We start from the raw sequence: 22,340 nt of genomic DNA, 5'->3' as shown, positions 1-22,340 counted from the left end.
AAACGCCGTGGAAAACCCGGGTTTTCCACGACGAAAAACTCGAGTTTTTCGCCGTCTCCCTCCCACCCATTGACTCCGCCCCCCGCCCGACCCATGCACCGACCCATGACCGCGATCCTGCAAGTGGCCCTTGGCGGCGCCCTCGGCGCCGTGCTCCGATACCTCACCGGCATCGGCCTCATCCGCCTGTTCGGCCACACGCCCATGCCCTTGGGCGTTCTGACGGTGAATATCGTGGGCTCCTTCGCCATGGGCCTTTTCATCACCGCCGCCGCCCAACGCGGCCTGACCCATCTGTCCCCGCTTGTCGCCACCGGCATCCTGGGTGGTTTCACCACCTTCTCCGCCTTCTCGCTCGAGGCGGTCACGCTTTACGAACGCGGCGCGCTGGGTCTTGCGGCCCTCTACATCCTTGCCAATGTCACCCTCTCCATCGCCGCGCTCTTCGCCGGCATGGCGCTTGCGCGGAGCTTTTCATGACCGGCGTCCAGACCCTGACCGTTGCCGCGGGCGAGGGGGATCAGCGCCTCGACCGCTGGTTCCGCCGCCACTTCCCCCATATCCCGCAGGGCCGCATCGAAAAGATGTGCCGCAAGGGCGAGATCCGCATCGACGGCGCCCGCGCCAAACCCGCCACAAGGGTGGAGGAGGGGCAGGCGATCCGCATCCCCCCCCTTCCCGATGAGGGCGCGCCCGAAGCCCCCGCCAGATCCCGCATCTCGGATGCGGATGCCGCGATGATCCGCGCCGCCGTCATCTACCGCGACGACCACATCATCGCGCTCAACAAGCCGCCGGGCCTGCCCACGCAGGGCGGATCGGGCCACACCCGCCATGTCGACGGCCTGGCCGAGGCGCTCACCTTCGACGCCGCCGACAAACCCCGCCTTGTCCACCGCCTCGACAAGGACACATCGGGCGTCCTCCTGCTCGCGCGCACCCGTCAGGCCGCCCAGGCCCTGACCGAAGCCTTCCGCGCCAAATCCACCCGCAAGATCTACTGGGCCGCCACCGCAGGCGTCCCCAGCCCCCGGATGGGCACGATCAAGACCGGCCTCGTCAAGGCACCGGGCCGCGGCGCGGGCGGGGAGGGGGAAAAGATGCTCACCATCCCCCTCGATCAGGTCGACGCGACCGAGGGCGCCAAACGCGCCGTCACCGATTACGCCACGCTCTCGGCGCTCGGCACCCGCACCGCCTGGGTCGCGCTCGTCCCCGTCACGGGCCGCACCCACCAGCTGCGCGCCCATATGGCCGCACTGGGCAACCCGGTGGTGGGCGACGGCAAATACGGCGGCTCGGGTCAGGAAAACCTCGGCGATGGCTGGGGCGCGCAGCTCGGCGGCGAAATCAGCCGCAAGCTGCACCTCCATGCCCGCTCCATCACCATGACCCATCCCGTGACCGGCGCGCGGCTCGTCATCACCGCGCCCCTGCCGCCCCATATGCAAAAGACATGGGATGCGATGGAATGGCGCGCGGCCGATGTCCCCGCCGACCCGTTCGAGGACGAGGAATGACCGAGCTGCGTCTCGTCATCTTCGATGTCGACGGCACGCTGATCGACAGCCAGGCCCATATCCTCGCCGCCATGGATGCGGCCTTTGCCGCCCATGACCTGCCCGCGCCCCCCCGCGCGGATACGCTGTCCATCGTCGGCCTGTCGCTCCCCGTCGCCATGGCCCGCCTTGCCCCGGACCTGCCGCAGCACCACGCGACCCTCGTTGCCGCCTACAAGGAGGCCTTCGCGCGCCTCCGCCTCTCGCCCGATGGCGCAGCACTCTCGCCGCTCTTTCCCGGCGCGCGCGCAGTGCTCGACCATCTGGCGGCGCAGGATCACACGCTTTTGGCCATCGCCACCGGCAAATCCCGCCGGGGGCTCGACCATATCATCGAGCTGCATGGCTTCGGCCCGCTCTTCCAATCGATGCAGGTCGCCGATGATCACCCGTCCAAACCCCATCCCTCGATGATCCACGCCTGCCTGCGCGACACGGGCGTCGATCCGCGCCGCGCCGTGATCCTTGGCGACACCACCTTCGACATCGAAATGGGCCGCGCCGCGGGCATCCGCACCATCGGCGTGACATGGGGCTATCACCCGGCCACGGCGCTCACCCGCGCCGGGGCCGATGCGCTCATCGACAGCTTCGCGGCGCTCTCCGAAACACTCGACCAACTGGGGGTTCCCGCATGACCGGCGGCTGGACGGCGAAACGCTTCTGGAAAGACGTGTCCGTAACCGAAACCGAGGGCGGCTTCGGCATCTTGCTCGATACCCGCCGGGTCCAGACACCGGGCAAACAGCCCCTGGTCGTGCCGACCGAACCCATGGCAGCGGCCATTGCCGCCGAATGGGCCGCGCAAGACGGCGAAATCAAACCCCTGACCATGCCCGTCACCCGCGCCGCCAATTCCGCCATCGAACGCGTCCGCCCCCAAAAGCCCGAGGTCGCCGCGATGCTCGCCGCCTATGGCGAAACCGACCTGACCTGCCACCGCGCCACATCCCCCGCCGAACTGATCGCAAGACAGGCACAGGGCTGGGACCCGATCCTGTCCTGGGCCACCGATACGCTGGGCGCGCGGCTCGTGCCCACGGCGGGGATCCTGCCCGTGCCCCAGCCGCAAGCCAGCCTCGATGCGCTGCTCGGCCACGTCATGGCGCTCGACGAATTCCGCCTGACAGCCCTTCATGATCTCGTGACGCTCTCGGGCTCGATCCTCCTGGGTCTTGCGGTCGCCCGCCGCCACATCGACCCCCAAACCGCTTGGGCCCTGTCGCGAATCGACGAGGATTGGCAGATCGAGCAATGGGGCGCGGACGAAGACGCGACCGAGGCCGCCGCGATCAAAAGTGCGCAATTCCTCCAGGCCGATACATTCTGGACGATGTGCGACGGCACGCCCGCCTGACTGGCCAAGCCTTGTTGCGAAAACTGCACCCAAAACAGGCGCACTGGTGTTTTTTTTGGCAAATTAACCGGGTGACACCGGGGAAACTCCGACCGTTTCGCTTGACCTCTTGCGTCCACTTCGCCCATTTTGGCAGCGGTTGGGGGGCAAAAGTCTCTCGCAGACCCACGACGGGCCCCTTGGGCAACCAAAAACCAATGCCCAAAGGGCAGTCCTTCAGGAAGAGGTTAACATGAAAAAATCCGTATTCTTCGGCACGCTCGCCGTCGCCGGCCTGGCGGCAGGGATCGCGTCGGCGCAGACCACGCTGGAACAGGTGCAGGCACGCGGTTCGCTGCTCTGCGGTTCCAACGAAGGTCTCGCAGGCTTCGCGGCTCCCGACGCCAATGGCGTGTGGTCGGGCTTCGACGTCTCGCTGTGCCGCGCCATCGCGACCGCCGTTCTGGGCGATCCGCAGGCCGTGGAATTCGTCCCGCTGACCAGCCAGACGCGCTTCACCGCGCTCGCCGCTGGCGAAGTCGACGTCCTGGTGCGCAACTCCACCTGGACCTTCTCGCGCGACACCGACCTCGGTCTCGATTTCATGGGCGTCAACTACTACGACGGCCAGGGCTTCATGGTGAACACCGATCTCGGCGTGTCCTCGGCCACCGAGCTCGATGGCGCCACCGTCTGCATCCAGACCGGCACCACGACCGAACTCAACCTCGCTGACTTCTTCCGCGTGAACAACATCAGCTACGAGCCGGTTCCGGTCGCCACCAACGCCGAAGGCCAGCAGCAGTATCTCGCCGGCGCTTGCGACGTCTACACCACCGACGTGTCGGGCCTCGCCGCGACCCGCGCCACCTTCGAAAACGCTTCCGCGCACGTGATCCTTCCGGAAATCGTGTCCAAGGAGCCGCTCGGCCCGGTCGTGCGTCACGGTGACAACGCTTGGGGCGACATCGTGCGCTGGACGCTCAACGCGCTCGTCGCCGCCGAAGAATACGGCGTGACCTCGGCCAACGTGCGTGAACTCGCAGCCGCACCGACCGACAACCCGGAAATCAACCGTCTCCTCGGCACCGAGGGTGAACTGGGCGCGATGATCGGCCTGTCGAACGACTGGGCTGTCAACGTGATCGCGGCCGTCGGCAACTACGGCGAAGTGTTCGAACAGAACATCGGCGAAAACACCCCCGTGGGTCTGGCGCGTGGCCTGAACGCCCAGTGGACCGATGGCGGCCTGCTCTACGCACCGCCCTTCCGCTGATCGTCATGGATATCGGCCCGGGCATCGCTTTGCCCGGGCCACCGCTCTCTTTGCTCCTTCGTCATCCCCACGCCCCTGCTGATCGGATTTATCCGATCGGTGCGGCCTTTTTTTAAGTGGAGTGCGCATGGCCGATATGACCGCCCCACCCCGCGAATCCTTTCGTCTCAGCCAATTGCTGTACGATGCGCGGTATCGCTCCCTGACCATCCAGGTCGTGGCGGCTATCTTGATCATGCTCTTGCTGGTCGAACTGGTGGACAACACCGTCACCAACCTTGCCGCGCTGGGCAAGGACATCCGCTTCGGCTTCCTGTGGTCGACCGCGGGCTACGACATCAACCAGCAGCTCATTCCGTTTTCCTCGCAAGACACCCATGCCCGCGCGGCTCTGGTGGGCATCCTCAACACGCTGCTCGTCGCCGTTCTGGGCTGTATCCTCGCCACCGTGATCGGCGTTCTGGCGGGCGTGCTGCGCCTGTCCAAGAACTGGCTCGTGGCCCGCATCATGACCGTCTACGTCGAAGCGATGCGCAACACGCCGCTGCTGATCTGGATCTACATCGTCTTCGCCGTCATGACCGAGGCGACGCCGCTGCCCCGCGAATTCCGCGAAGGCGGCAGCTCCTCGATGATCTTCTGGGACAGCGTCGCCATCACCAACCGCGGCGTCTACATCCCCGCTCCCGTCTGGGGCGCGGGCTCGGGCATCGTCGTGGCCGTGTTCCTGCTGTCGATCGCCGCGATCTTCGTGCTGCGCCGCTACGCGCGCAAGCGCCAGGAACAGACCGGCCAGCAGCTTCCGGTGTTCTGGATGTCGCTGGGCCTCTTCTTCCTGCCCGCGCTCCTCGCCTTCTACGTGATGGGCCGCCCCGTCACGCTCGATTACCCCGCGCTCGGCGGCTTCAACTTCGAAGGCGGCATCCAGGTCCGCAACTCCTTCATCGCGCTCTGGCTGGCGCTCTCGCTCTACACCTCCGCCTTCATCGCCGAGATCGTCCGCTCGGGCATCCTCGCCGTGTCCAAGGGCCAGACCGAAGCCGCCTTCGCGCTCGGCATCCAGCCCAACCGCACGATGCAGCTGATCATCCTGCCGCAGGCCCTGCGCGTGATCATCCCGCCGCTCATCTCGCAATACCTGAACCTGACCAAGAACTCCTCGCTCGCCATCGCCGTGGGCTACATGGACGTCCGCTCGACGCTGGGCGGCATCACCATCAACCAGACCGGGCGCGAGCTCGAGGGGATGCTGCTTCTGGGGCTGTTCTACCTCATCACCAGCCTCGTCATCTCGAGCCTGATGAACGTCTACAACTCCAGCGTCAAACTGAAGGAGCGCTGAGATGAGTGAAACCCACGCCCACAGCGCCGCCTTCGTCCGCACCGAGATCCTGCCCCCGGCCGCCCCGCCGCCGGGCCAGACCGGCGTGCTGCGCTGGATCCGCGAGAATCTCTTCTCCTCCATCCCCAACGCGCTCCTGACGCTTCTGGCGCTCTACTTCGTCTACACGATCCTCGCCGCCATCCTGCCCTGGACGCTGAACGGCATCTGGGATGCGGGCTCGCTCAGCGAATGCCGCGCCATCCGCGACGAACGCGGCCTGACCTCGGCGGCCTGCTGGGCCGTGATCAACGAACGCTGGCTGCAGATGCTCTTCGGCTTCTACCCGATCGACGCACCGCTCATGGCGCGGCTCTTCTATGCCGACGAACTGGCCGCCGCCGGCGGGATGGACGCGGTCTTCGGCCCCGGCTCCAACGCCACCGACCGGATCGAATTCGTCGCCGCGATGCGCGCCGATCTCGGCAACACGCTGGTCTTCTTCTTCGGCTACTGGCGCCCGCTGGCAGCGCTCGCGCTCCTGGTCGTGGCGGTGGCCCCGGTGCTCTATTCCAGCCTGCCGCGCAGCTTGCTGCTCTTTTCGCTGGTCTATCCCTTCATCGCGGTCTTCCTGCTCTGGGGCGGGTCGATCTGGGGGCCGATCTCGGTCGCGCTGGGCCTCGCCCTGTCGCTCTACGTGCTCAAGATCGTGGGCGCGCGCTTCGGCGGGCTCTTCGGCGGTCTTGCCATGATCGTGACGCTCCTGTGCGTCTTTCTCAATCCGCTGGCCCCGCTCGGCATCTCGGGTCTCTTCCCGCTCCTGCCGCATGTCTCGGGCCTTCTGGGGTCCATCCTGCCCATCGGCCTGCCCGCGATCACCTCGGATGATTTCGGCGGCTTCATGCTGGCGATCATCATCGGCACCTCGGGGATCGTCCTGTCGCTGCCCTTGGGCATCGTGCTGGCGCTGGGGCGGCAATCCTCCATGCCGCTCATCAAATGGGTCTGCGTCACCTTCATCGAGGTCATCCGCGGCGTGCCCCTGATCGTGTGGCTCTTCACCGCCTCGCTGCTTCTGAACTACTTCCTGCCGCCCGGCACCAATTTCGACCTCTTGCTGCGCGTCATCATCATGGTGACCCTCTTCGCCTCCGCCTACCTGGCCGAGGTGGTGCGCGGTGGCCTCGCGGCCCTGCCCAAGGGTCAGTATGAGGCCGCCGACAGCCTTGGCCTCGATTACTGGAAATCGATGCGCCTGATCGTCCTGCCGCAGGCGCTCAAGATCTCCATCCCGGGGATCGTGAACACCTTCATCGGGCTCTTCAAGGATACGACGCTGGTGGTCTTCATCGGCCTGCGTGACCCGCTGGGCCTGACCAATGCCATCCGCGCCACCGGGGAATGGAACGGTATCTACTGGGAACTCTACATTTTCGTGGCGCTCCTGTTCTTCACCTTCTGCTTCTTCATGTCCCGTTATTCCATGTATCTCGAGCGCAAGCTCGCGACCGACCGCCGCTGAGGAGAGACATCATGAGCGACGCGCAAGCCGCCCTTCAGGACCGCGAAATCGACCGGTCCCACATGACGGTCTCCGACGAGATCGCCATCGAGATCACCAACATGAACAAGTGGTACGGAACGTTCCACGTTCTGCGCGACATCAACCTGACCGTGAACCGGGGCGAGCGGATCGTGATCTGCGGCCCTTCCGGCTCGGGCAAGTCGACGCTGATCCGCTGCATCAACGCGCTTGAGGAACACCAGAAGGGCAACATCACCGTCGATGGCACGGTCCTGTCGACCGACCTCAAGAACATCGACAAGATCCGCTCCGAAGTCGGCATGGTGTTCCAGCACTTCAACCTCTTTCCGCATCTCACCATCCTCGAGAATTGCACGCTCGCGCCCATCTGGGTCCGCAAGGTGCCCAAGCGCGAGGCCGAGGAAACGGCGATGTATTTCCTCGAAAAGGTGAAGATCCCCGAACAGGCCAACAAGTATCCCGGCCAGTTGTCGGGTGGTCAGCAGCAGCGCGTGGCCATCGCGCGGTCGCTCTGCATGCGGCCCCGCATCATGCTGTTTGACGAACCGACCTCCGCCCTCGACCCCGAGATGATCAAGGAAGTGCTCGACACGATGATCGCGCTCGCCGAAGAAGGCATGACGATGCTCTGTGTGACCCACGAAATGGGCTTTGCCCAGGCCGTGGCGAACCGCGTGATTTTCATGGACCAGGGCCAGATCATCGAACAGAACGAGCCCAAGGCCTTCTTCAACAATCCGCAGAACGACCGGACCAAGCTGTTCCTCAGCCAGATCCTCGGTCACTGATTAGAGCATGTCGCGCAAAAGTGGGAACCGGTTTTGCGCTTCCCGGACATGCGACATCAAAAGGTTAGAGTGCGGCGCGTGACTGCGAATGAACGCGACGCGCTCTAGGCGCGCGTCACGCGCCACGGGCGGCGTGGGAAAACCCGGGTTTTCCCACCCGCAAAACTCTAGTTTTGCGTCCGGGAAAACTCCAGTTTTCCCAACCACGAAACGGCAGTTTCGTGCCCGCCTCACAAATCGCGCGGCACGATGAAATCCACCACGCGCCCCGCCCACCAATCGACGCTGGCCCAGTCGTCACCGGGAAAGTCCGCGACCAGCGTCGCGCAGGTCGGATAATCGATGAACCGGGGATGGGCGGCCGGCTCATCCACGATCCGATGCGCGAATTCCCCGATGCCGGGATTGTGGCCCACGATCATCACCACGGGGGCTTCCGCGCGGCGCAGATGCGACAGGATCGTCTCCGCCTCCGCATGATAGAGCTTTGGCTCGGTCGTCACGGCGACCGCCTGCCCCAGCACGGGCGCGATCCCCACCCATGTCTCCTGCGCGCGGGTGGCCGAGGATACCAGCGCCTGTCCCGGCACATATCCCTTGTCCCTCAGCCAGGCCCCGATCCTGGGCGCATCCGACAGACCCCTCGGGTTCAGCGGGCGGTCATGGTCGCGCAGCTCGGGATCGTCCCAATCCGATTTTGCATGGCGGGTCAGGATCAGGGTCAGCGCCATGGGTGAAAGCTCCGCATGTGGAACGCCGACTGCTCGGGGCGGCGGCCATAGGTTTCGCTGACCGGGCAGGCCCGCCGCACGCGGCACCCCTGCTCGAGACAATCGCGCCCACCCTCGGTCTCGAGGAAGGCGTGGCACGCCTCCACATCATAACCCGCCGCGCTCAATGCGCCAACAGGGCAGGCCGTCTCGCAGGGGCGGGGGCAGGGGGCGCAGGGGGCGGGCGGTGGGTCCGGCAGCGCGATCCGCTCCCGCAGCGCCAGCGCGCCCCGGTAGGACACCATCAACCCCGCCCGGTCATGGACCAACAACGTCACGGGGCTGGCCTGTGCCCGGCCCGTGCGCTTGGCCCAGCCGATGAACGGATGCCAGGGCGGCCCGCCAAAGGGGAACAGCGCCTTGGCCCTCAGATCGCAGGCCAGCCGCCCGATCACCCGGCGCGACCAGCGGTCCAGCGGATCGGGGGCACCATCGGCGAATTCCGGCTCGGCGGTGACATGGGCCCAGAACCCCGGCTCGCGCGGCCCGATCATCAGGAGCGTTTCGCACCCCTCGGGTGCGCCGTCCTCGGGGCCGGGATGGAACCCGCCCAGGACCTCCAGCCGATGCGCCGAGAGCCGCTCGTCGATATCCTCGCAGCGCATGGTTAATCCCCCGGTGCCTGTCGTGCCCCTGTCGTTACACTTTCCCTACAGGATCACGACAGGGTCACGACACAAAACCTGCATCGGTGGCAGCCCCTCAGGCCCGGATCATCGACCCCGCGCCATGCTCGGTGAACAGCTCCAGAAGCACCGCATTGGGCACCCGCCCATCCACGATGGTGCAGGCCCTGACGCCGCCCCTGACCGCCTGAAGCGCGGTTTCCGTCTTGGGAATCATGCCGCCCGAAATCACGCCCGCCCGCGTCATCTCCTCGACCTCGGCGGCCTTGAGTTCCGTCACCAATTGCCCCTCGGCATTCTTCACGCCCGCGACATTCGTGAGCAATAACAAGCGGTCAGCCTTCAGCGCCGCGGCAATCGCGCCCGCCGCCGTATCGCCGTTCACGTTGAAGGTCTCGCCATTGCGCCCCACGCCCACCGGCGCGATGACGGGGATCATGTCATCCTCGAACAGGTTGTTGATGACCGCCGGATTGACCTCCACCGGCTCGCCCACGAAGCCGAATTTCGGATCGGCGGGCTCGCAAACCATGAGCGAGGCATCCTTGCCCGACAGCCCCACGGCCTTGCCGCCCTGCCCATTGATCGCCTGCACGATCCGCTTGTTCACAAGGCCGGACAGAACCATCTCAACGACCTCGACAGTGGCCGCGTCGGTCACGCGTTTCCCGTCGATGAAGTCGGATTTTATCCCAAGCTTATCAAGCAGATCGTTGATCATCGGCCCGCCGCCATGGACCACGACCGGGTTCACGCCCACCTGCCTGAGCAGTACGATATCGCGGGCGAATCCCTCCATCGTGTCGTCATCGCCCATCGCGTTTCCGCCGAATTTCACGACGACGACGGCATCGTTGAATCGCTGAAGATAGGGAAGCGCCTCGCTCAGCGTGCGGGCAACGGCAAGGTGATCGCGGGTCATGTCTCTTTGCTTCATGTCGGGGCCCTTGGCTGGCGTTGCGCCTGAATAGGACAGCGCCGCCCGCGTGTGAAGCGCGGGGTTTGCATATTTGTGGAAAGATGAAGCGGGAAGGTTCAGGTGATCCCGGCGATGGTCGCGCGCAAGCTCGCGATCCCCTCGCCCTTGTCGGAGGAGGTCAGGATCAGTTCCGGATAGGCCGCCGGATGCTTGGCCAGCACCGTCCGCGTCCGCGCGAGCGCGGCGTCGAGATCGGCGCGGCGGACCTTGTCGGCCTTGGTCAGAACGACCTGAAACGGCACGGCCGCCTTGTCGAGAAGGCCCATGATCTCCGCATCCACCGCCTTGGCCCCGTGCCGCGCGTCGATCAACACGAAGGCGCGGCGCAGCGTCGCCCGACCCGAGAGATAGGCCCGCAGGAGCGCCTGCCATTGCTTGACCACGGCCATCGGCGCCTCGGCATAGCCATAGCCGGGTAGGTCGACGAGGTAATGGCTTTCGCCCAGCGTGAAGAAGTTGATTTCCTGCGTGCGCCCCGGGGTGTTGGAGGCGCGGGCCAGTGCCTTTCGCCCGGTCAAGGCGTTGATCAGCGTCGATTTTCCCACGTTCGAGCGACCCGCGAAACAGACCTCGGGCCGGTCGGCGGGGGGCAGGCCGTCCATGGCGACCACGCCCTTGAGGAAATCGGCGCCGCCCGCGAAGAGTTTGCGGCCGATCTCGGCGGTGATCTCGTCAGGCTCGGGGGCGAGGGGAAAGGGCAGGGCGGTCATGTCTTGGTCACCTCATCGCCGACGCAAACGCGGCCCGCGCGGCGCACCATCGCATAGGCGCCGAAATCCGTATGGCCCCAGCCGTCCTCGAGCGCGGCAAGCGTGCCCGCGTCGCGCCGCCCGGTTTCGGGATTGGCCTCGGTCGCGCGGCAGCGGGTGATCGGCTCGATCACCTCCAGCTCCGCCGTGCCGATGCGCAGACGCTTGCCCACGAGGTCGAATTCCTCCCAGGGGGCGAGCCCCTCGAGCCAGAGATTGCCGCGAAACCGCCGTGGGTCGAGATCCTGCCCCAGCTTTTGCGACAGGGCGCGGAGCGAGGCCATGTTCAGCACCGCGACCGAGGCGAAGGGCGCATCGGTCATGCCCTGCGCCGGGGATTTGACCAGTGCTGCCGGGCCACGCCGGTCGGCGGGATAGATCGGTTTCAGCCAGGCAAAAAGCGCCTCGGCCCCTTCGCGCGTATCGGGATCGATCGACAGGTCGGGCCGGTCGGGATGGGACAGGTGGATCACATCGCCATCGACCCGCGCGCTCACCGCCATCAGCGAGGCCCCCTTGGCCCCGCGCAGGAAATTGCGGCAGGCGCGCCAGCCCTCACCCCCCTCGCCACCTTCTTCGAGGACGGCCCAGGCGCGGTCAAGCGGCACGGGCCGGTCCACCTGCAACCCCGCGTGGTCCAGCCTTTCGGCCCCGATCCCCTTGATCGGGTGCCGCCAGATCTGGGCCAGCGTCCAGGTCATTTGCCCTCGGTCTTCTTGCGACCAAAGCTGGAGCGGATGTTGCCGAACAGGTCGGGCGTATAGCCGTGCCGCTTCATGATGATGTATTGCTGCACGAAGGTGATCGTGTTGTTCGCGATCCAGTAGATCAACAGGCCGCTGGCGAAGCCGCCCAGCATGAACATGAAGATCCACGGCAGCCAGGCAAAGATCGCGGCCTGCGTCGGGTCGGTCGGCTGCGGGTTCAGCTTTTGCTGCAGCCACATCGAGATGCCCAGAAGGATCGGCAGCACCCCGATGAAGATCAGCGCAAGGATGCTGGTCGGCTCGGGCGCGGCCCAGGGCAGCAGGCCGAACAGGTTGAAGATCGACGAGGGATCAGGCGTCGAAAGATCCTGCAACCAGCCGAAGAAGGGCGCGTGGCGCAATTCCAGCGTCACGAAGATCACCTTGTAGAGCGAGAAGAAGATCGGGATCTGCAACAGGATCGGCAGGCAGCCCGAGGCGGGGTTCACCTTTTCCCGCTTGTAGAGCTCCATCATCTCCTGCTGCATCTTCTGGCGGTCGTCGCCCACGCGTTCCTTGATCTTTTCCATCTGCGGCTGCAATTCGCGCATCCGCGCCATCGAGGCATAGGATTTGTAGGCGAGCGGGAAGAGCGCCGCCTTGACGATCACGGTCAGCGCGATGATTGCGAGGCCCATGTTGCCGATCAGCAGGTTCAGGTTGTGCAGGAGCCAGAACATCGGCTTGGTGATGAAATAGAACCAGCCCCAGTCGATCGAGTCGATGAAGCGCTGGACGCCCGCATCCTCGTAATCGCGGATCGTCTGCCATTCCTTGGCCCCGGCGAAGAGCTGGGTGGTTACCTGGGCGCTCTGGCCGGCCTCGACCGTCATCGCGGGAAGGCGGGCTTCGGTCTGGTAGATGTCGGCGCTGGCCACGTATTTCGTGACGGAGGTAAAGGGCTGGTCGGCCCCGGGGATCAGCGTGGTCATCCAGTATTTGTCGGTGAAGCCGATCCAGCCATTGGCGGTCACGTCCACGACTTCGGCGGCGGCGGCCTCGCGCTGCACGAAATCGAGATCGGGCAGGTCGTTGTAGCCGATCTCGTCCAATTGGCCGTCGACCTTGCGCACCACGCCTTCGTGCAGGATGAAGAAATTCTGAAGATCATCGGGCAGGCCATGGCGCGCCACGATGCCGTAGGGGGCCAGCCGCGCGGCAGCCGATCCGGTATTCTCGACCGATTGGGTGATCGAGAACATGAAATTCTCGTCGATGGTGATGGTGCGGCGGAACACGAGGCCGTTGCCGTTTTCCCAGATCAGCGTAACGGGGGTTTCGGGCGTCAGGGTCTCACCGCTTTCGACGGACCATTCGGTGTTGGCGCCGGGCACATCCTCGAAGCCCAGATCGCCACCCGGGGCCCAGCCGTAGAGCGCGTAATAGGGTTCTGCGCTGCCCACGGGCGACAGGAGGCGCACGATCGGGCTGTCGTCGTCCAGCGTCTCGGAATAGCCGCGGAGCGACAGGTCATCGATGCGCCCGCCGATGAGCGAGATGGACCCTTCGAGTTCGGGCGTTTCGATGGGCAGGCGGGGGGCTGCGGGGGTCGCGGCGGCCTCTGCCTCGGGCAGGTCGGGGGTGCCGTCCGCTGACGGCGGCAGGACCGCCATGTCGGTTCCGGTTGCGGCCCCCTGGGTCTCGACGATTGGGGTCGCGTTGGGGTCCGTCACCGGCTCGGGCGGCGGAAACAGGACAAACCAGACGAGAATGACCAGAAAGCTCAACGCCGTGGCCAGGATCAGGTTTCTGTTCTGATCGTCCATATCTGCAAGGATCCCGCTTTTGTTGCCTGCGCGGGTTCAACAGATCGGGGGCGCAAAGGTCAAGGGGCCTTTTCCGCGCGGTCCGCGCGCAGCTGGCATAGAGGTGGGGGGCGTTCAGCCCTCGGGGTCGGTCGCCGGGGTCTTGCGCGACAGGCCGGCGAAATCGAACAGCTCCGGATCCAGCAGATGCGAGGGCCGGGCCGTCATCAGCGCCGAGAACATCTTGCCCTTGCGGCCGGGGGCCTTTGCCTCCCATTCGTCGAGCATCCGGCCGATGGCCTGGCGTTGCAGCCCGTCCTGGCTGCCGCACAGGTCGCAGGGGATGATCGGGTAATTCATCGCCCGCGAAAACGCTTCGCAATCCTCCTCGGCCACATGGGCCAGCGGGCGCAGCACGAACAGATCGCCCTCGTCGTTCAACAGCTTGGGCGGCATGGTCGCCAGTTTGCCGCCATGGAACAGGTTCAGGAAAAACGTGGCCAGGATGTCGTCGCGGTGATGGCCCAGCACGACCGCCGAACAGCCTTCTTCCCGCGCGATGCGGTAGAGGTTGCCGCGCCGCAGCCGCGAACAGAGCGCGCAATAGGTCCGGCCCTGCGGCACCTTGTCGATCACGATGGAATAGGTGTCGGCATATTCGATCCGGTGCGGCACGCCCATTTTCGTCAGGAATTCGGGCAGGACGGTTGCGGGAAAGCCCGGCTGCCCCTGGTCGAGGTTGCAGGCCAGGATGTCGACGGGCAAAAGCCCGCGCCACTGCAATTCGGTCAAGGCCGCCAGCAGCGTGTAGCTGTCCTTGCCGCCCGACAGGCAGACGAGCCATTTCTGACGCGGCGCGGACGGGTCTCGGTCGACCATGCCGTAACGGTCGATCGCCTCGCGGGTCTCGCGGATGATGCGCTTGCGCAGCTTGCGAAATTCCGTGGTCTTGGGCGCGCCGAAGAACAGCGGGTGAATGTCGTCGGCGATATCGTCGCCGGTTTCGTCGCGGTCGAGCATCGGGCGCACTCCCTGTCCTGCGGGCCGTCTATGGGCCCGGGGGCGGGCGCGCGTCAAGCGGGGCGCGCGCGCACCCCCGGCTTGCCCTGCCGCTTGGCCGGGTTAGCTTTGGGACAAGGCCGGTTCTTGGGGGACATGACCATGCGCGCGATCCTGATTCTCGGTTTCACGCTCTTTCTGGCGGCCTGCGGGGGGCGTCCCGCGCTCGACGACCCGCCGCTGGGCGAGGCGCAGCTGAACCTCGAGGAATTCTTCGCGGGCGATCTGGTCGCCTATGGCCAGTTCCAGGACGTCTTGGGCACCGTCCGCCGCCGTTTCGTTGTCGAGATCGACGGGACCTGGGATGGCGAAACCCTGCGGCTGGTCGAGGATTTCACCTACGAGGACGGATCGACCGAACAGCGGATCTGGACGCTCACGAAAACCGGCCCGGACACCTGGCAGGGCACCGCGCCGGGCGTGATCGGCATCGCCACGGGCGAGGAACGCGGCGATACGTTCAACTGGCAATACACGATCGACCTGCCCATAGGCGATGGCGAAACCCTGCGCGTCAGCTTCGACGACTGGATGTGGCTCTTGTCCGAGGACCGCTTGCTGAACCGCGCCTACATGTTCCGCTACGGGGTGCGGATCGGCGAGGTCATCATTAGCTTCGAAAAGCTCTGAGGCGTCCTAGTCCGGAACGTTGTCGATGCCCGACCCGCCCCAGGGATGGCAGCGCGCGATCCGGCGCAGGGTCAGCCACGCACCCTTGATCCCGCCGTGCTTCTCCAGCGCTTCCATCGCATAGGCCGAACAGGTGGGGTTGTAGCGGCAGCCATGCCCCACCCATGGGCTGAACACGAGGCGGTAGAACCGCACCGGCAGCGAGACGACATAGGCAAGCGGGCTCATCGGTGCAGTTTCCCCAAGGCTTGCGCCAGATCGGTTTTCAACTGCTCGAAGGGCAGATCGGAAGTCGCCCCCTGTCGTCCGACCAGAACGTAATCCCAGCCGGGTCGTCCCGACACGGGCAGGATGGCGCGCGCAATCTCGCGCAGGCGGCGCTTGGCGCGGTTGCGGGCCACCGCATTGCCCACCTTCTTGGAGCAGGTAAAGCCGATGCGGATCGGCGTTGCCGCCGGTTCATCGGGGGCGCGCAGCCGCGCTTGCAACAGGAAACCGGGCATCGGCTGGCGACGGGCGCGGGCCGCGCGCAGGAAGTCGGCCCGTTGCGTCAGGACCGACAGTTGCTTGCCGGTATCCGGAACGGAAAAAGCCCCCGACGGGCCATCGCCCGGCGGAGGCGCATCCATGTTCATCACCCTGTCCGGGATCAGGCGCTGAGCGACTTCCGGCCGCGAGCGCGGCGGGCGTTCAGAACCTTGCGGCCGCCCTTGGTCGCCATACGCGCGCGGAACCCGTGGCGGCGCTTCCGCACGAGGTTCGAGGGCTGGTAGGTCCGCTTCGACATCTGTCTTCTCCGTCACTCGTCCGGGCCGGGTCGCAACATTGCGCCTCGCAGGCCCTAGGGAATCTCCGATGAAGCCCGGCAAATACGGAAAGCGGCACGGGCTGTCAATCAACTGCGATGCGGTTTGGCGCGAATTTCGGCCCCATCCAGCGCAAGGGCCAGATCGGCGATGCGGGTCTGGGGGAAAACCGTCAAGCCCGCTTGGCGCAGCGCCGCTGTCACCACGCCTTGGCCCTCCTGCATCGTGCCGTCGAACCGCCCGCCATGCACCCGCGCCACGCCGCAAGACGGGCTGCCTTCGGTCAAGAGCGCGAAGCGGCATCCCCGTTCCCGGGCCAGACGGACGGCCGCTGCGGCACCGGCAAGGAATCCCGCCGTCACATCCTGCCCGGCGCTGTCGTGGATCGCGCCCCTGCCTGCCAGAACCGATGCGCCCGTCGCCCCCGGTGCGATTTCGGCGGGCAGGCGCGGCACGCCGAACCCGCCCGCAAGCTCCGGGCAGAGCGGCACGAGCCGCCCCTCCGACTGCCAAAGCGCCATCAGGTCCGAGGTCAGACCCTTGCCCCGCCCGTCATAGCGCACGCGCTGGCCAAGCAGGCAGGCACTGACAAGAATCCGCTCCATCGGTCTCGATCCTGTAACCATTCGGCCCAAGTGTTACGCGGATCGCGGCCGTGGGTCACGAAAACACCGCCCGCCGTCACGGCGCATCAAGCGGGCGTGATGCGCCCTGTCCCCGCGCTGCCCTTTGCGGCACATGCTGGACAAAGCCAAAGGACCGTGCCCCCATGACCGACACCGTGACCGAGATACGCAAATCCCCCACCGGGCGGCACCTGCCGCTGATCCTGCTGGCGCTGGGCGCGGGGCTGGGGTGGTCGCTGTTCGGCGAACATCTCAATTTCCAGACCCTGGCCGAGAATCGCGAGGCGCTGATCGCCTTTCGCGATACCCATTACCTTGTCGCGGCGCTTGGTTTCATCTTGATCTACACGCTGATCGTGGCCTTTTCCCTGCCCGGTGCCACCATCGCCACGCTGACGGGTGGCTTTTTGTTCGCCACATTTCCCGGCGTGCTTTTCAACATCACGGGCGCGACGCTTGGGGCGAGCGCGATCTTTCTGGCCGCCCGCAGCGGGATCGGCGCGCGCCTTGCCGCCCGGATGGAAGGGGCCGAGGGGTTGGTGAAACGCGTCAAGGACGGGATCGACGAAAACCAGTGGTCGATGCTGTTCCTGATGCGGCTTTTGCCGGTGCTGCCTTTCTTTCTGGCCAATCTCATCCCGGCTTTCCTGGATGTGCCGCTCCGGCGCTACGTCATTTCCACCTTCTTCGGCATCATGCCCGGCGCGCTGGTCTATACCTCGGTCGGGGCAGGCCTGTCGGAGGTCTTTGCCCGGGGCGAAACCCCGGATCTGGGCCTGATCTTCGAGCCGCAGATCCTGTTGCCGATCCTGGGGCTTTCGGCCCTTGCCCTGTTGCCCATGGCAATCAAGCTCCTGCGGGGCCGCCCCGGCCTCTGACCCTTTCGCGAAAGGACCGACCATGGCCCGCATCAAGACGGATATCTGCATCATCGGCGCAGGCTCGGGCGGGCTTTCGGTCGCGGCGGGGGCGGTCCAGATGGGGGCCGATGTGACCCTGATCGAGGGGCACAAGATGGGCGGCGATTGCCTGAATTACGGCTGCGTGCCGTCCAAGGCGCTCTTGGCGGCGGGCCACCGCGCCCATGCCGTGGCCAGGGGCGGGTTCGGGACGGCGGGCCATGATCCCGTGCCCGATTTCGCCGCCGCCAAGGACCATGTGCAGGCGACCATCGACACCATCGCCCCCGTGGACAGCCAGGAACGGTTCGAGGGCCTGGGCGTCCGCGTGATCCGGGCCGAGGCGCGCTTCATCTCGGAAACCGAGGTTCAGGCGGGCGATACGATCATCACCGCCCGCCGGTTCGTCATCGCGACCGGCTCGCGCCCCTTCATCCCGCCCATTCCGGGACTGGCCGACACGCCGCATCACACGAACGAAACCATCTTCGCGCTGCGCGAGCGGCCCGACCACCTGATCATCATCGGCGGTGGCCCCATCGGGATGGAAATGGCGCAGGCCCACCGCCGCCTTGGCTGCCGCGTCACCGTGATCGAAGGGGCGCGGGCGCTTGGCCGCGACGATCCCGAAGCTGCTGCAGTGGTGCTGGACCACCTGCGCGCGGAAGGGATCGAGATCGTCGAAGGGGCCGAGGTCACTTCCGTCTCCGGCACGGATGGCGCGATTCGCCTCGAAACCGGCGATGGCCGCCGCGTCGACGGCTCCCACCTGCTCGTTGCGGTCGGACGGCAGGTGAATACCGACAGGCTCGACCTTGACCGCGCGCATGTCGCCCATGACCGGCGCGGCGTCACCGTCGACAGCGGCCTGCGCTCGACCAACCGCCGAGTCTATGCCGTGGGCGATGCGGCGGGCGGGCTGCAATTCACCCATGTCGCGGGCTACCATGCGGGCGTCATCATCCGTTCGATGCTTTTCGGCCTGCCCGCCCGCGCGCGGACCGACCATGTGCCGCGCACCACCTATACCGACCCCGAACTGGCGCAGGTCGGCCTGACGGAGGCCGAGGCGCGCAAGATCCACGGCGACCGCCTGTTCATCGCCCGCGCCGATTTCGCCCATAACGACCGGGCCATCGCCAATGGCCAGACGACCGGCTTTTGCAAGGTCATGGTGGTCAAGGGGCGGCCCGTGGGTGCCACGATCGTCGGGCCGCAGGCGGGCGAATTGATCCAGATATGGGCGCTGGCGCTGGCCAATCGGCTCAAGATGTCGGCCATCGCCGGCATGATCTCGCCGTATCCGACACTGGGGGAGATTAACAAACGCGCCGCGGGGGCCTATTTCTCTCCCAGATTGTTCGAAAGCCCCATGGTCAAGCGCATCGTCCGTCTGGTGCAGCGCCTGCCCTGAGGTCTTCGGGCCAAGGATAGGCTGGGACCGCGTGAGACATTCGCTATCAGGGCGCTTTCTGATCCTGACCATCATCTTCGTGATGCTGGCCGAGGTTTTCATCTTCGTGCCCTCTGTCGCCCGCTTCCGCGAGGATTACCTGCTGGCCCGGCTTGAACGCGCGCAGATCGCCTCGCTTGCGCTTCTGGCGACGGACGGGATGATCTCGGACGAGCTGGAACAGGAACTTCTGGAGAATGCCGAGGTTCTGAACGTCGTGCTCCGGCGCGATGCCGTGCGCCAGCTGATCTTGTCCAGCGACACGATGCCCGCGGTGGCCGCCACCTATGACCTGCGCGATCCGATGCCCTGGGTGCTGATGCGCGATGCCCTGGCGCGCCTGGCCAATCCCGAGGCGCAGGTGATCCGCGTGATCGGCGAACCCGTGCGGGATGCGGGGCTGCTGATCGAGATCACCATGCCGACCGAACCCTTGCGGATGGCGCTGATCGACTACGGATTGCGCATTCTGGCGCTCTCCGCCGTCATCTCGATCTTCACGGCGCTTTTGCTGTTCGTCGCCGTGCGCCGCCTGATGGTCACCCCGATCCGGCGGTTGGTCGATGCGATGATGCGCTATGCCGAAGCGCCCGCCGACGCCACCCGCATCATCCGCCCCGAGGGCCGCGTGCGCGAATTGCGCAAGGCCGAGGATGCGCTGCAGGCGCTCCAGAAAGATCTGACCGGCGCGCTCAAGCAACGCGAAAGGCTTGCGCAACTGGGCGAGGCGGTCGCAAAGATCAGCCATGACCTGCGCAACATGCTGTCGGTCGCAACCCTTGTCGCCGACCGGCTCGAGGCGTCGAACGACCCCACCGTCCAGCGTATCGCGCCGCGTCTGGTCAATTCGCTGAACCGGGCCATCAACCTGACCGAGGCGACACTTGCCTTTGGCCGCGCCGAGGAGCCGCCGCCGAAGCTTGACCGCGTGGCGCTGCGCCCGCTGGTCGAGGATGTGGTCGAGAATGACCGCCTGTCGGCGGACAGCGCCGCCATCGCCTATCTATGCGAGGTGCCCGCCGGCATGATGCTGCGCGCCGATCCCGAGCAATTGCACCGCGTCCTGTCCAATCTTGTGCGCAACGCAAGGCAGGCAATCGCCGCCACGGGTGCGTCGGGCGAGATCAGGATCGGGGGCTGTGAAACCGCCGAAGGCTGGAAGATCACGGTCAGCGACACCGGCCCCGGCCTGCCGCAGAAGGCGCGCGACCACCTGTTCAAGCCGTTCCACGGCGCGGCGCGCAAGGGTGGTTCGGGGCTTGGGCTTGCGATCTGCGCCGAGCTGTTGCGCGGCCATGGCGGTCGGTTGGAGCTTGCCGAAAGCACGGGAACGGGGACGCGGTTCGAGATCATCTTGCCGCTTGGACTGGCGACCTGAGCAATCGGGATTTCCCCCTTGCAAGCCTCCGACAGCGGCGCTAAACCCCGCCCTCACGCACTGGTAGCTCAGTTGGATAGAGTACTTGACTACGAATCAAGGGGTCGGGGGTTCGAATCCTCCCCAGTGCGCCACTCCCCCTTTTTGCGCTATCGCTGCTCAGGTTACCTGAGCGGGACACTCCCCCAGATCACAGAGTTTCTGCTGCGACCCGAGGGCGTGGGCCGGGCGGTTTCGCCCGTGGCGTGACGCGGTCGGGCGTCTTGCTGCGGGGGCAGGTGCGGCCTGCACCGGGGGTATCTTTCGATTCGGTTTTGGGGATCGGTTACGGTTTCCAGCCGCCGGGAAAGTGTAAGGTTTGCCTTACCAATCCGAGGCAAACCTTAAAAGTTCATTGAAATTATGTTATTAGAATCTTTCTGCGCGGGACATAAATGTAAACCTTGATTGACAGTCCACTCGGTATACACTCGTCTTCAGAGAGGGAAGCGCGTGGGTCCCGGTTGCCCCGTTTCGGGTGTCGGGCTTGCAGACGAAAGAAGAACGACCGTGACGACCGATCATACTGACGTGGCGGAGGGGCAGGGCGGCTGCTCGCACCGGACCGCCGATCTGAACGATCTTGCGACAAGGGCCGTCGCGCGGCTGTGTGCCGAGCGGATGGCCGCGGTGGCCGATCCGGTTCTTGTCCCCGCCCAAGAGGTCCTGGGCGATCCCTGCGCGGCGGCGATGGCTTTCGCGCTTTGCGACGAGGATGATCTGGCCGCATCGGTTCTGGTCGACGAGCTTTTGGAGGCGGGATTGTCGGTCGAGGATCTGTGTCTCGATCATCTGGCCCCGGCGGCGCGGCGGTTGGGCGATCTTTGGGATCGCAACCGCCTGCCCTTTACCGATGTCGCCCTTGCCACCGCGCGCATCCAGACCTTGCTGCGGCGCTTGCCGATGGGGCGTGCGACGCCTGCCTGCACGCATGCCAAGGGGGCCGTCTTTGCCGCCGTGCCGGGGGAACAGCACACGCTGGGCGTGATGATGGCCGCCGACCTGTTCCGTCGCAACGGATGGGATGTCGGGCTGCTGGTGGGTTTGACCCATGACGAATTGATCGACCGGATCGCCCGCGACGACCGCCCGGTGATCGGGCTGAGCTGTTCGGGGACGCATTCCTACGCCGCGCTTCGCCGGTTGGTCGGGGCCTTGGCCGCGATGCGGCCCGATGCGCATCTGCTGTTGTCGGGGCAGGTGGCGCTGGATCAGGCAAAGGTCGCCGATCTTCCGGCGCAGGTGGCGGTGGTTGCCGATCTGTCGGCGGCCGAGGCCGAGATGAAGCGGATCGGGGCGCTGTTGTCGGCGCCACGGGCACGCCACGGGCAGCGCCGCTCGGGTTCGGCAGCCTGAGGCGCAGGCTGCGGATCAGACCATAAGTTCCCGCACGGGGATGAAGGGAAAGAACGTGCCCTGCGACCAGAGGCCGAACCAATCCTCGCCCCCACCCTCGGTTTCGACGCGATGCGCCTCTCCGATGTCGACCAGGCGGTAGAAGCTCTTGCGGTCGATCAGCGCCTCGAGCCCCGCGCGGACATGGACATAGGGGCTGGGTTCGCCCGCATCATCGCGCAGGACGCGGATCGGGTTGTCGGGCCCCGCCACGACGCTGTCGCCCACATTGGTGGTGAAGGTCACGACCTGCGCAGGCCCCGATCCTTCGTCCGTGACGGTGAAATCCTGCGCGACGAAGGGCGCATCCTCGACCCGGATGCCCACCTTTTCGACGGGGGTCACGAGGAAATACCTGTCCCCTTCGCGTTTCAGGATCGTCGAGAAGAGCCGCACAAGGGGCGCGCGCCCGATGGGCGTGCCCTCGTGAAACCATGTCCCGTCACGGCGGATTTCCATGTCGATATCGCCGCAAAAGGGTGGGTTCCACAGGTGGACCGGCGGCAATCCGCCTGCCTTTGCGGCGTCTTTCGTGGCCTTGAGAAGGGTTTCGAGGCCCGATCCCTCCGAGCCCGTCACGATCTTTTGTGTGGTGTCTCGCTTTGCCATTTGTG

The 22,340-nt window shown here is 65.9% G+C and carries 25 protein-coding genes and 1 tRNA gene; 14 read left to right on the top strand and 12 right to left on the bottom strand.

Features of this window, described 5'->3' with window-relative positions; genetic code table 11:
• Positions 1-105: 105 nt before the first annotated feature.
• From crcB to AABA51_RS14415, 8 genes are all read left to right on the top strand, one after another.
• Complete coding sequence (gene crcB / locus AABA51_RS14450) at positions 106-480, top strand: fluoride efflux transporter CrcB (RefSeq protein ID WP_338272705.1); 375 nt, start codon at positions 106-108, stop codon at positions 478-480.
• Positions 477-1,520, top strand: a complete 1,044-nt coding sequence (locus AABA51_RS14445; RefSeq protein ID WP_338272703.1) for an RluA family pseudouridine synthase — start codon at positions 477-479, stop codon at positions 1,518-1,520. The genes crcB and AABA51_RS14445 overlap by 4 nt, the downstream gene beginning before the upstream one ends.
• Complete coding sequence (locus AABA51_RS14440; protein WP_338272702.1) at positions 1,517-2,197, top strand: HAD-IA family hydrolase; 681 nt, start codon at positions 1,517-1,519, stop codon at positions 2,195-2,197. Before AABA51_RS14445 ends, AABA51_RS14440 begins: the two co-directional genes overlap by 4 nt.
• Complete coding sequence (locus AABA51_RS14435; protein WP_338272700.1) at positions 2,194-2,916, top strand: ATP12 family chaperone protein; 723 nt, start codon at positions 2,194-2,196, stop codon at positions 2,914-2,916. Before AABA51_RS14440 ends, AABA51_RS14435 begins: the two co-directional genes overlap by 4 nt.
• A gap of 232 nt (positions 2,917-3,148) precedes the next feature.
• Positions 3,149-4,171, top strand: coding sequence for an amino acid ABC transporter substrate-binding protein (locus AABA51_RS14430; protein ID WP_338272699.1), 1,023 nt, complete (start codon positions 3,149-3,151; stop codon positions 4,169-4,171).
• A gap of 127 nt (positions 4,172-4,298) precedes the next feature.
• Positions 4,299-5,513 carry an amino acid ABC transporter permease gene (locus AABA51_RS14425; protein WP_338272698.1) on the top strand — a complete coding sequence of 405 codons (1,215 nt, stop codon included), beginning with the start codon at positions 4,299-4,301 and terminating at the stop codon, positions 5,511-5,513.
• Position 5,514: 1 nt separating this feature from the next.
• Positions 5,515-7,014, top strand: a complete 1,500-nt coding sequence (locus AABA51_RS14420; RefSeq protein ID WP_338272696.1) for an amino acid ABC transporter permease — start codon at positions 5,515-5,517, stop codon at positions 7,012-7,014.
• Between the two features lie 11 nt (positions 7,015-7,025).
• Entirely contained in the window at positions 7,026-7,826 is an 801-nt protein-coding gene (locus AABA51_RS14415; protein WP_338272695.1) for an amino acid ABC transporter ATP-binding protein, read from the top strand.
• Between the two features lie 230 nt (positions 7,827-8,056).
• Here AABA51_RS14415 and AABA51_RS14410 read toward each other — a convergent pair whose 3' ends face one another.
• The 7 genes from AABA51_RS14410 to ttcA all read right to left on the bottom strand — a co-directional run bounded on the left by AABA51_RS14410 (position 8,057) and on the right by ttcA (position 14,461).
• A complete protein-coding gene (locus tag AABA51_RS14410; RefSeq protein WP_338272694.1) occupies positions 8,057-8,557 on the bottom strand; it encodes a SixA phosphatase family protein in 501 nt (166 codons plus the stop codon).
• Positions 8,548-9,201 (bottom strand): ferredoxin, encoded by a 654-nt coding sequence (locus AABA51_RS14405; RefSeq protein ID WP_338272693.1) that lies wholly within the window; start codon positions 9,199-9,201, stop codon positions 8,548-8,550. The genes AABA51_RS14410 and AABA51_RS14405 overlap by 10 nt, the downstream gene beginning before the upstream one ends.
• A 97-nt stretch (positions 9,202-9,298) precedes the next feature.
• Complete coding sequence (gene argB, locus AABA51_RS14400) at positions 9,299-10,159, bottom strand: acetylglutamate kinase (RefSeq protein ID WP_338272691.1); 861 nt, start codon at positions 10,157-10,159, stop codon at positions 9,299-9,301.
• A gap of 98 nt (positions 10,160-10,257) precedes the next feature.
• On the bottom strand, positions 10,258-10,911 hold the full coding sequence (gene yihA, locus AABA51_RS14395) for a ribosome biogenesis GTP-binding protein YihA/YsxC (protein ID WP_338272690.1): 654 nt from the start codon (positions 10,909-10,911) through the stop codon (positions 10,258-10,260).
• On the bottom strand, positions 10,908-11,651 hold the full coding sequence (locus AABA51_RS14390; protein WP_338272688.1) for an MOSC domain-containing protein: 744 nt from the start codon (positions 11,649-11,651) through the stop codon (positions 10,908-10,910). Before AABA51_RS14390 ends, yihA begins: the two co-directional genes overlap by 4 nt.
• Complete coding sequence (yidC, locus tag AABA51_RS14385) at positions 11,648-13,462, bottom strand: membrane protein insertase YidC (protein ID WP_338272687.1); 1,815 nt, start codon at positions 13,460-13,462, stop codon at positions 11,648-11,650. Before yidC ends, AABA51_RS14390 begins: the two co-directional genes overlap by 4 nt.
• A gap of 114 nt (positions 13,463-13,576) precedes the next feature.
• On the bottom strand, positions 13,577-14,461 hold the full coding sequence (gene ttcA, locus AABA51_RS14380; RefSeq protein ID WP_338272686.1) for a tRNA 2-thiocytidine(32) synthetase TtcA: 885 nt from the start codon (positions 14,459-14,461) through the stop codon (positions 13,577-13,579).
• 141 nt (positions 14,462-14,602) lie between these two features.
• Between ttcA and AABA51_RS14375 the strand changes: the two genes are divergently transcribed.
• Positions 14,603-15,130: a DUF3833 domain-containing protein gene (locus AABA51_RS14375; RefSeq protein ID WP_338272685.1), complete on the top strand. Its 528-nt coding sequence runs from the start codon at positions 14,603-14,605 to the stop codon at positions 15,128-15,130.
• Between the two features lie 6 nt (positions 15,131-15,136).
• Here AABA51_RS14375 and yidD read toward each other — a convergent pair whose 3' ends face one another.
• From yidD to AABA51_RS14355, 4 genes are all read right to left on the bottom strand, one after another.
• On the bottom strand, positions 15,137-15,358 hold the full coding sequence (yidD, locus tag AABA51_RS14370) for a membrane protein insertion efficiency factor YidD (RefSeq protein ID WP_338272684.1): 222 nt from the start codon (positions 15,356-15,358) through the stop codon (positions 15,137-15,139).
• Positions 15,355-15,759 (bottom strand): ribonuclease P protein component, encoded by a 405-nt coding sequence (rnpA, locus tag AABA51_RS14365; RefSeq protein WP_338272683.1) that lies wholly within the window; start codon positions 15,757-15,759, stop codon positions 15,355-15,357. Before rnpA ends, yidD begins: the two co-directional genes overlap by 4 nt.
• 20 nt (positions 15,760-15,779) lie before the next feature.
• A complete protein-coding gene (gene rpmH, locus AABA51_RS14360; protein ID WP_277826100.1) occupies positions 15,780-15,917 on the bottom strand; it encodes a 50S ribosomal protein L34 in 138 nt (45 codons plus the stop codon).
• A 108-nt stretch (positions 15,918-16,025) separates the two neighbouring features.
• Positions 16,026-16,541, bottom strand: a complete 516-nt coding sequence (locus tag AABA51_RS14355) for a DUF523 domain-containing protein (RefSeq protein WP_338272680.1) — start codon at positions 16,539-16,541, stop codon at positions 16,026-16,028.
• Positions 16,542-16,705: 164 nt separating this feature from the next.
• Between AABA51_RS14355 and AABA51_RS14350 the strand changes: the two genes are divergently transcribed.
• The 5 genes from AABA51_RS14350 (at position 16,706) to AABA51_RS14330 (ending at position 21,687) form a co-directional block, all read left to right on the top strand.
• Complete coding sequence (locus tag AABA51_RS14350; RefSeq protein ID WP_338272678.1) at positions 16,706-17,440, top strand: TVP38/TMEM64 family protein; 735 nt, start codon at positions 16,706-16,708, stop codon at positions 17,438-17,440.
• Between the two features lie 22 nt (positions 17,441-17,462).
• On the top strand, positions 17,463-18,875 hold the full coding sequence (locus tag AABA51_RS14345; protein ID WP_338272676.1) for a dihydrolipoyl dehydrogenase family protein: 1,413 nt from the start codon (positions 17,463-17,465) through the stop codon (positions 18,873-18,875).
• Between the two features lie 31 nt (positions 18,876-18,906).
• The gene (locus tag AABA51_RS14340) at positions 18,907-20,292 is read left to right on the top strand and encodes a sensor histidine kinase (RefSeq protein WP_338272674.1); all 1,386 of its coding nucleotides are present in this window, start codon (positions 18,907-18,909) and stop codon (positions 20,290-20,292) included.
• A gap of 57 nt (positions 20,293-20,349) precedes the next feature.
• A tRNA-Arg gene (locus AABA51_RS14335) sits at positions 20,350-20,426 on the top strand.
• Between the two features lie 415 nt (positions 20,427-20,841).
• Positions 20,842-21,687 carry a cobalamin B12-binding domain-containing protein gene (locus tag AABA51_RS14330; RefSeq protein WP_338272673.1) on the top strand — a complete coding sequence of 282 codons (846 nt, stop codon included), beginning with the start codon at positions 20,842-20,844 and terminating at the stop codon, positions 21,685-21,687.
• Between the two features lie 15 nt (positions 21,688-21,702).
• Here AABA51_RS14330 and AABA51_RS14325 read toward each other — a convergent pair whose 3' ends face one another.
• Positions 21,703-22,335 (bottom strand): DUF1285 domain-containing protein, encoded by a 633-nt coding sequence (locus AABA51_RS14325; protein ID WP_338272672.1) that lies wholly within the window; start codon positions 22,333-22,335, stop codon positions 21,703-21,705.
• Between the last annotated feature and the right edge of the window lie 5 nt (positions 22,336-22,340).

This window comes from Roseicyclus marinus (assembly GCF_036322625.1).
GTDB classification, from domain to species: Bacteria; Pseudomonadota; Alphaproteobacteria; order Rhodobacterales; family Rhodobacteraceae; genus Roseicyclus; species Roseicyclus marinus_A.
Note: the sequence above shows the minus strand (reverse complement) of the source record. Positions and strands in the feature narration are given on the sequence as shown.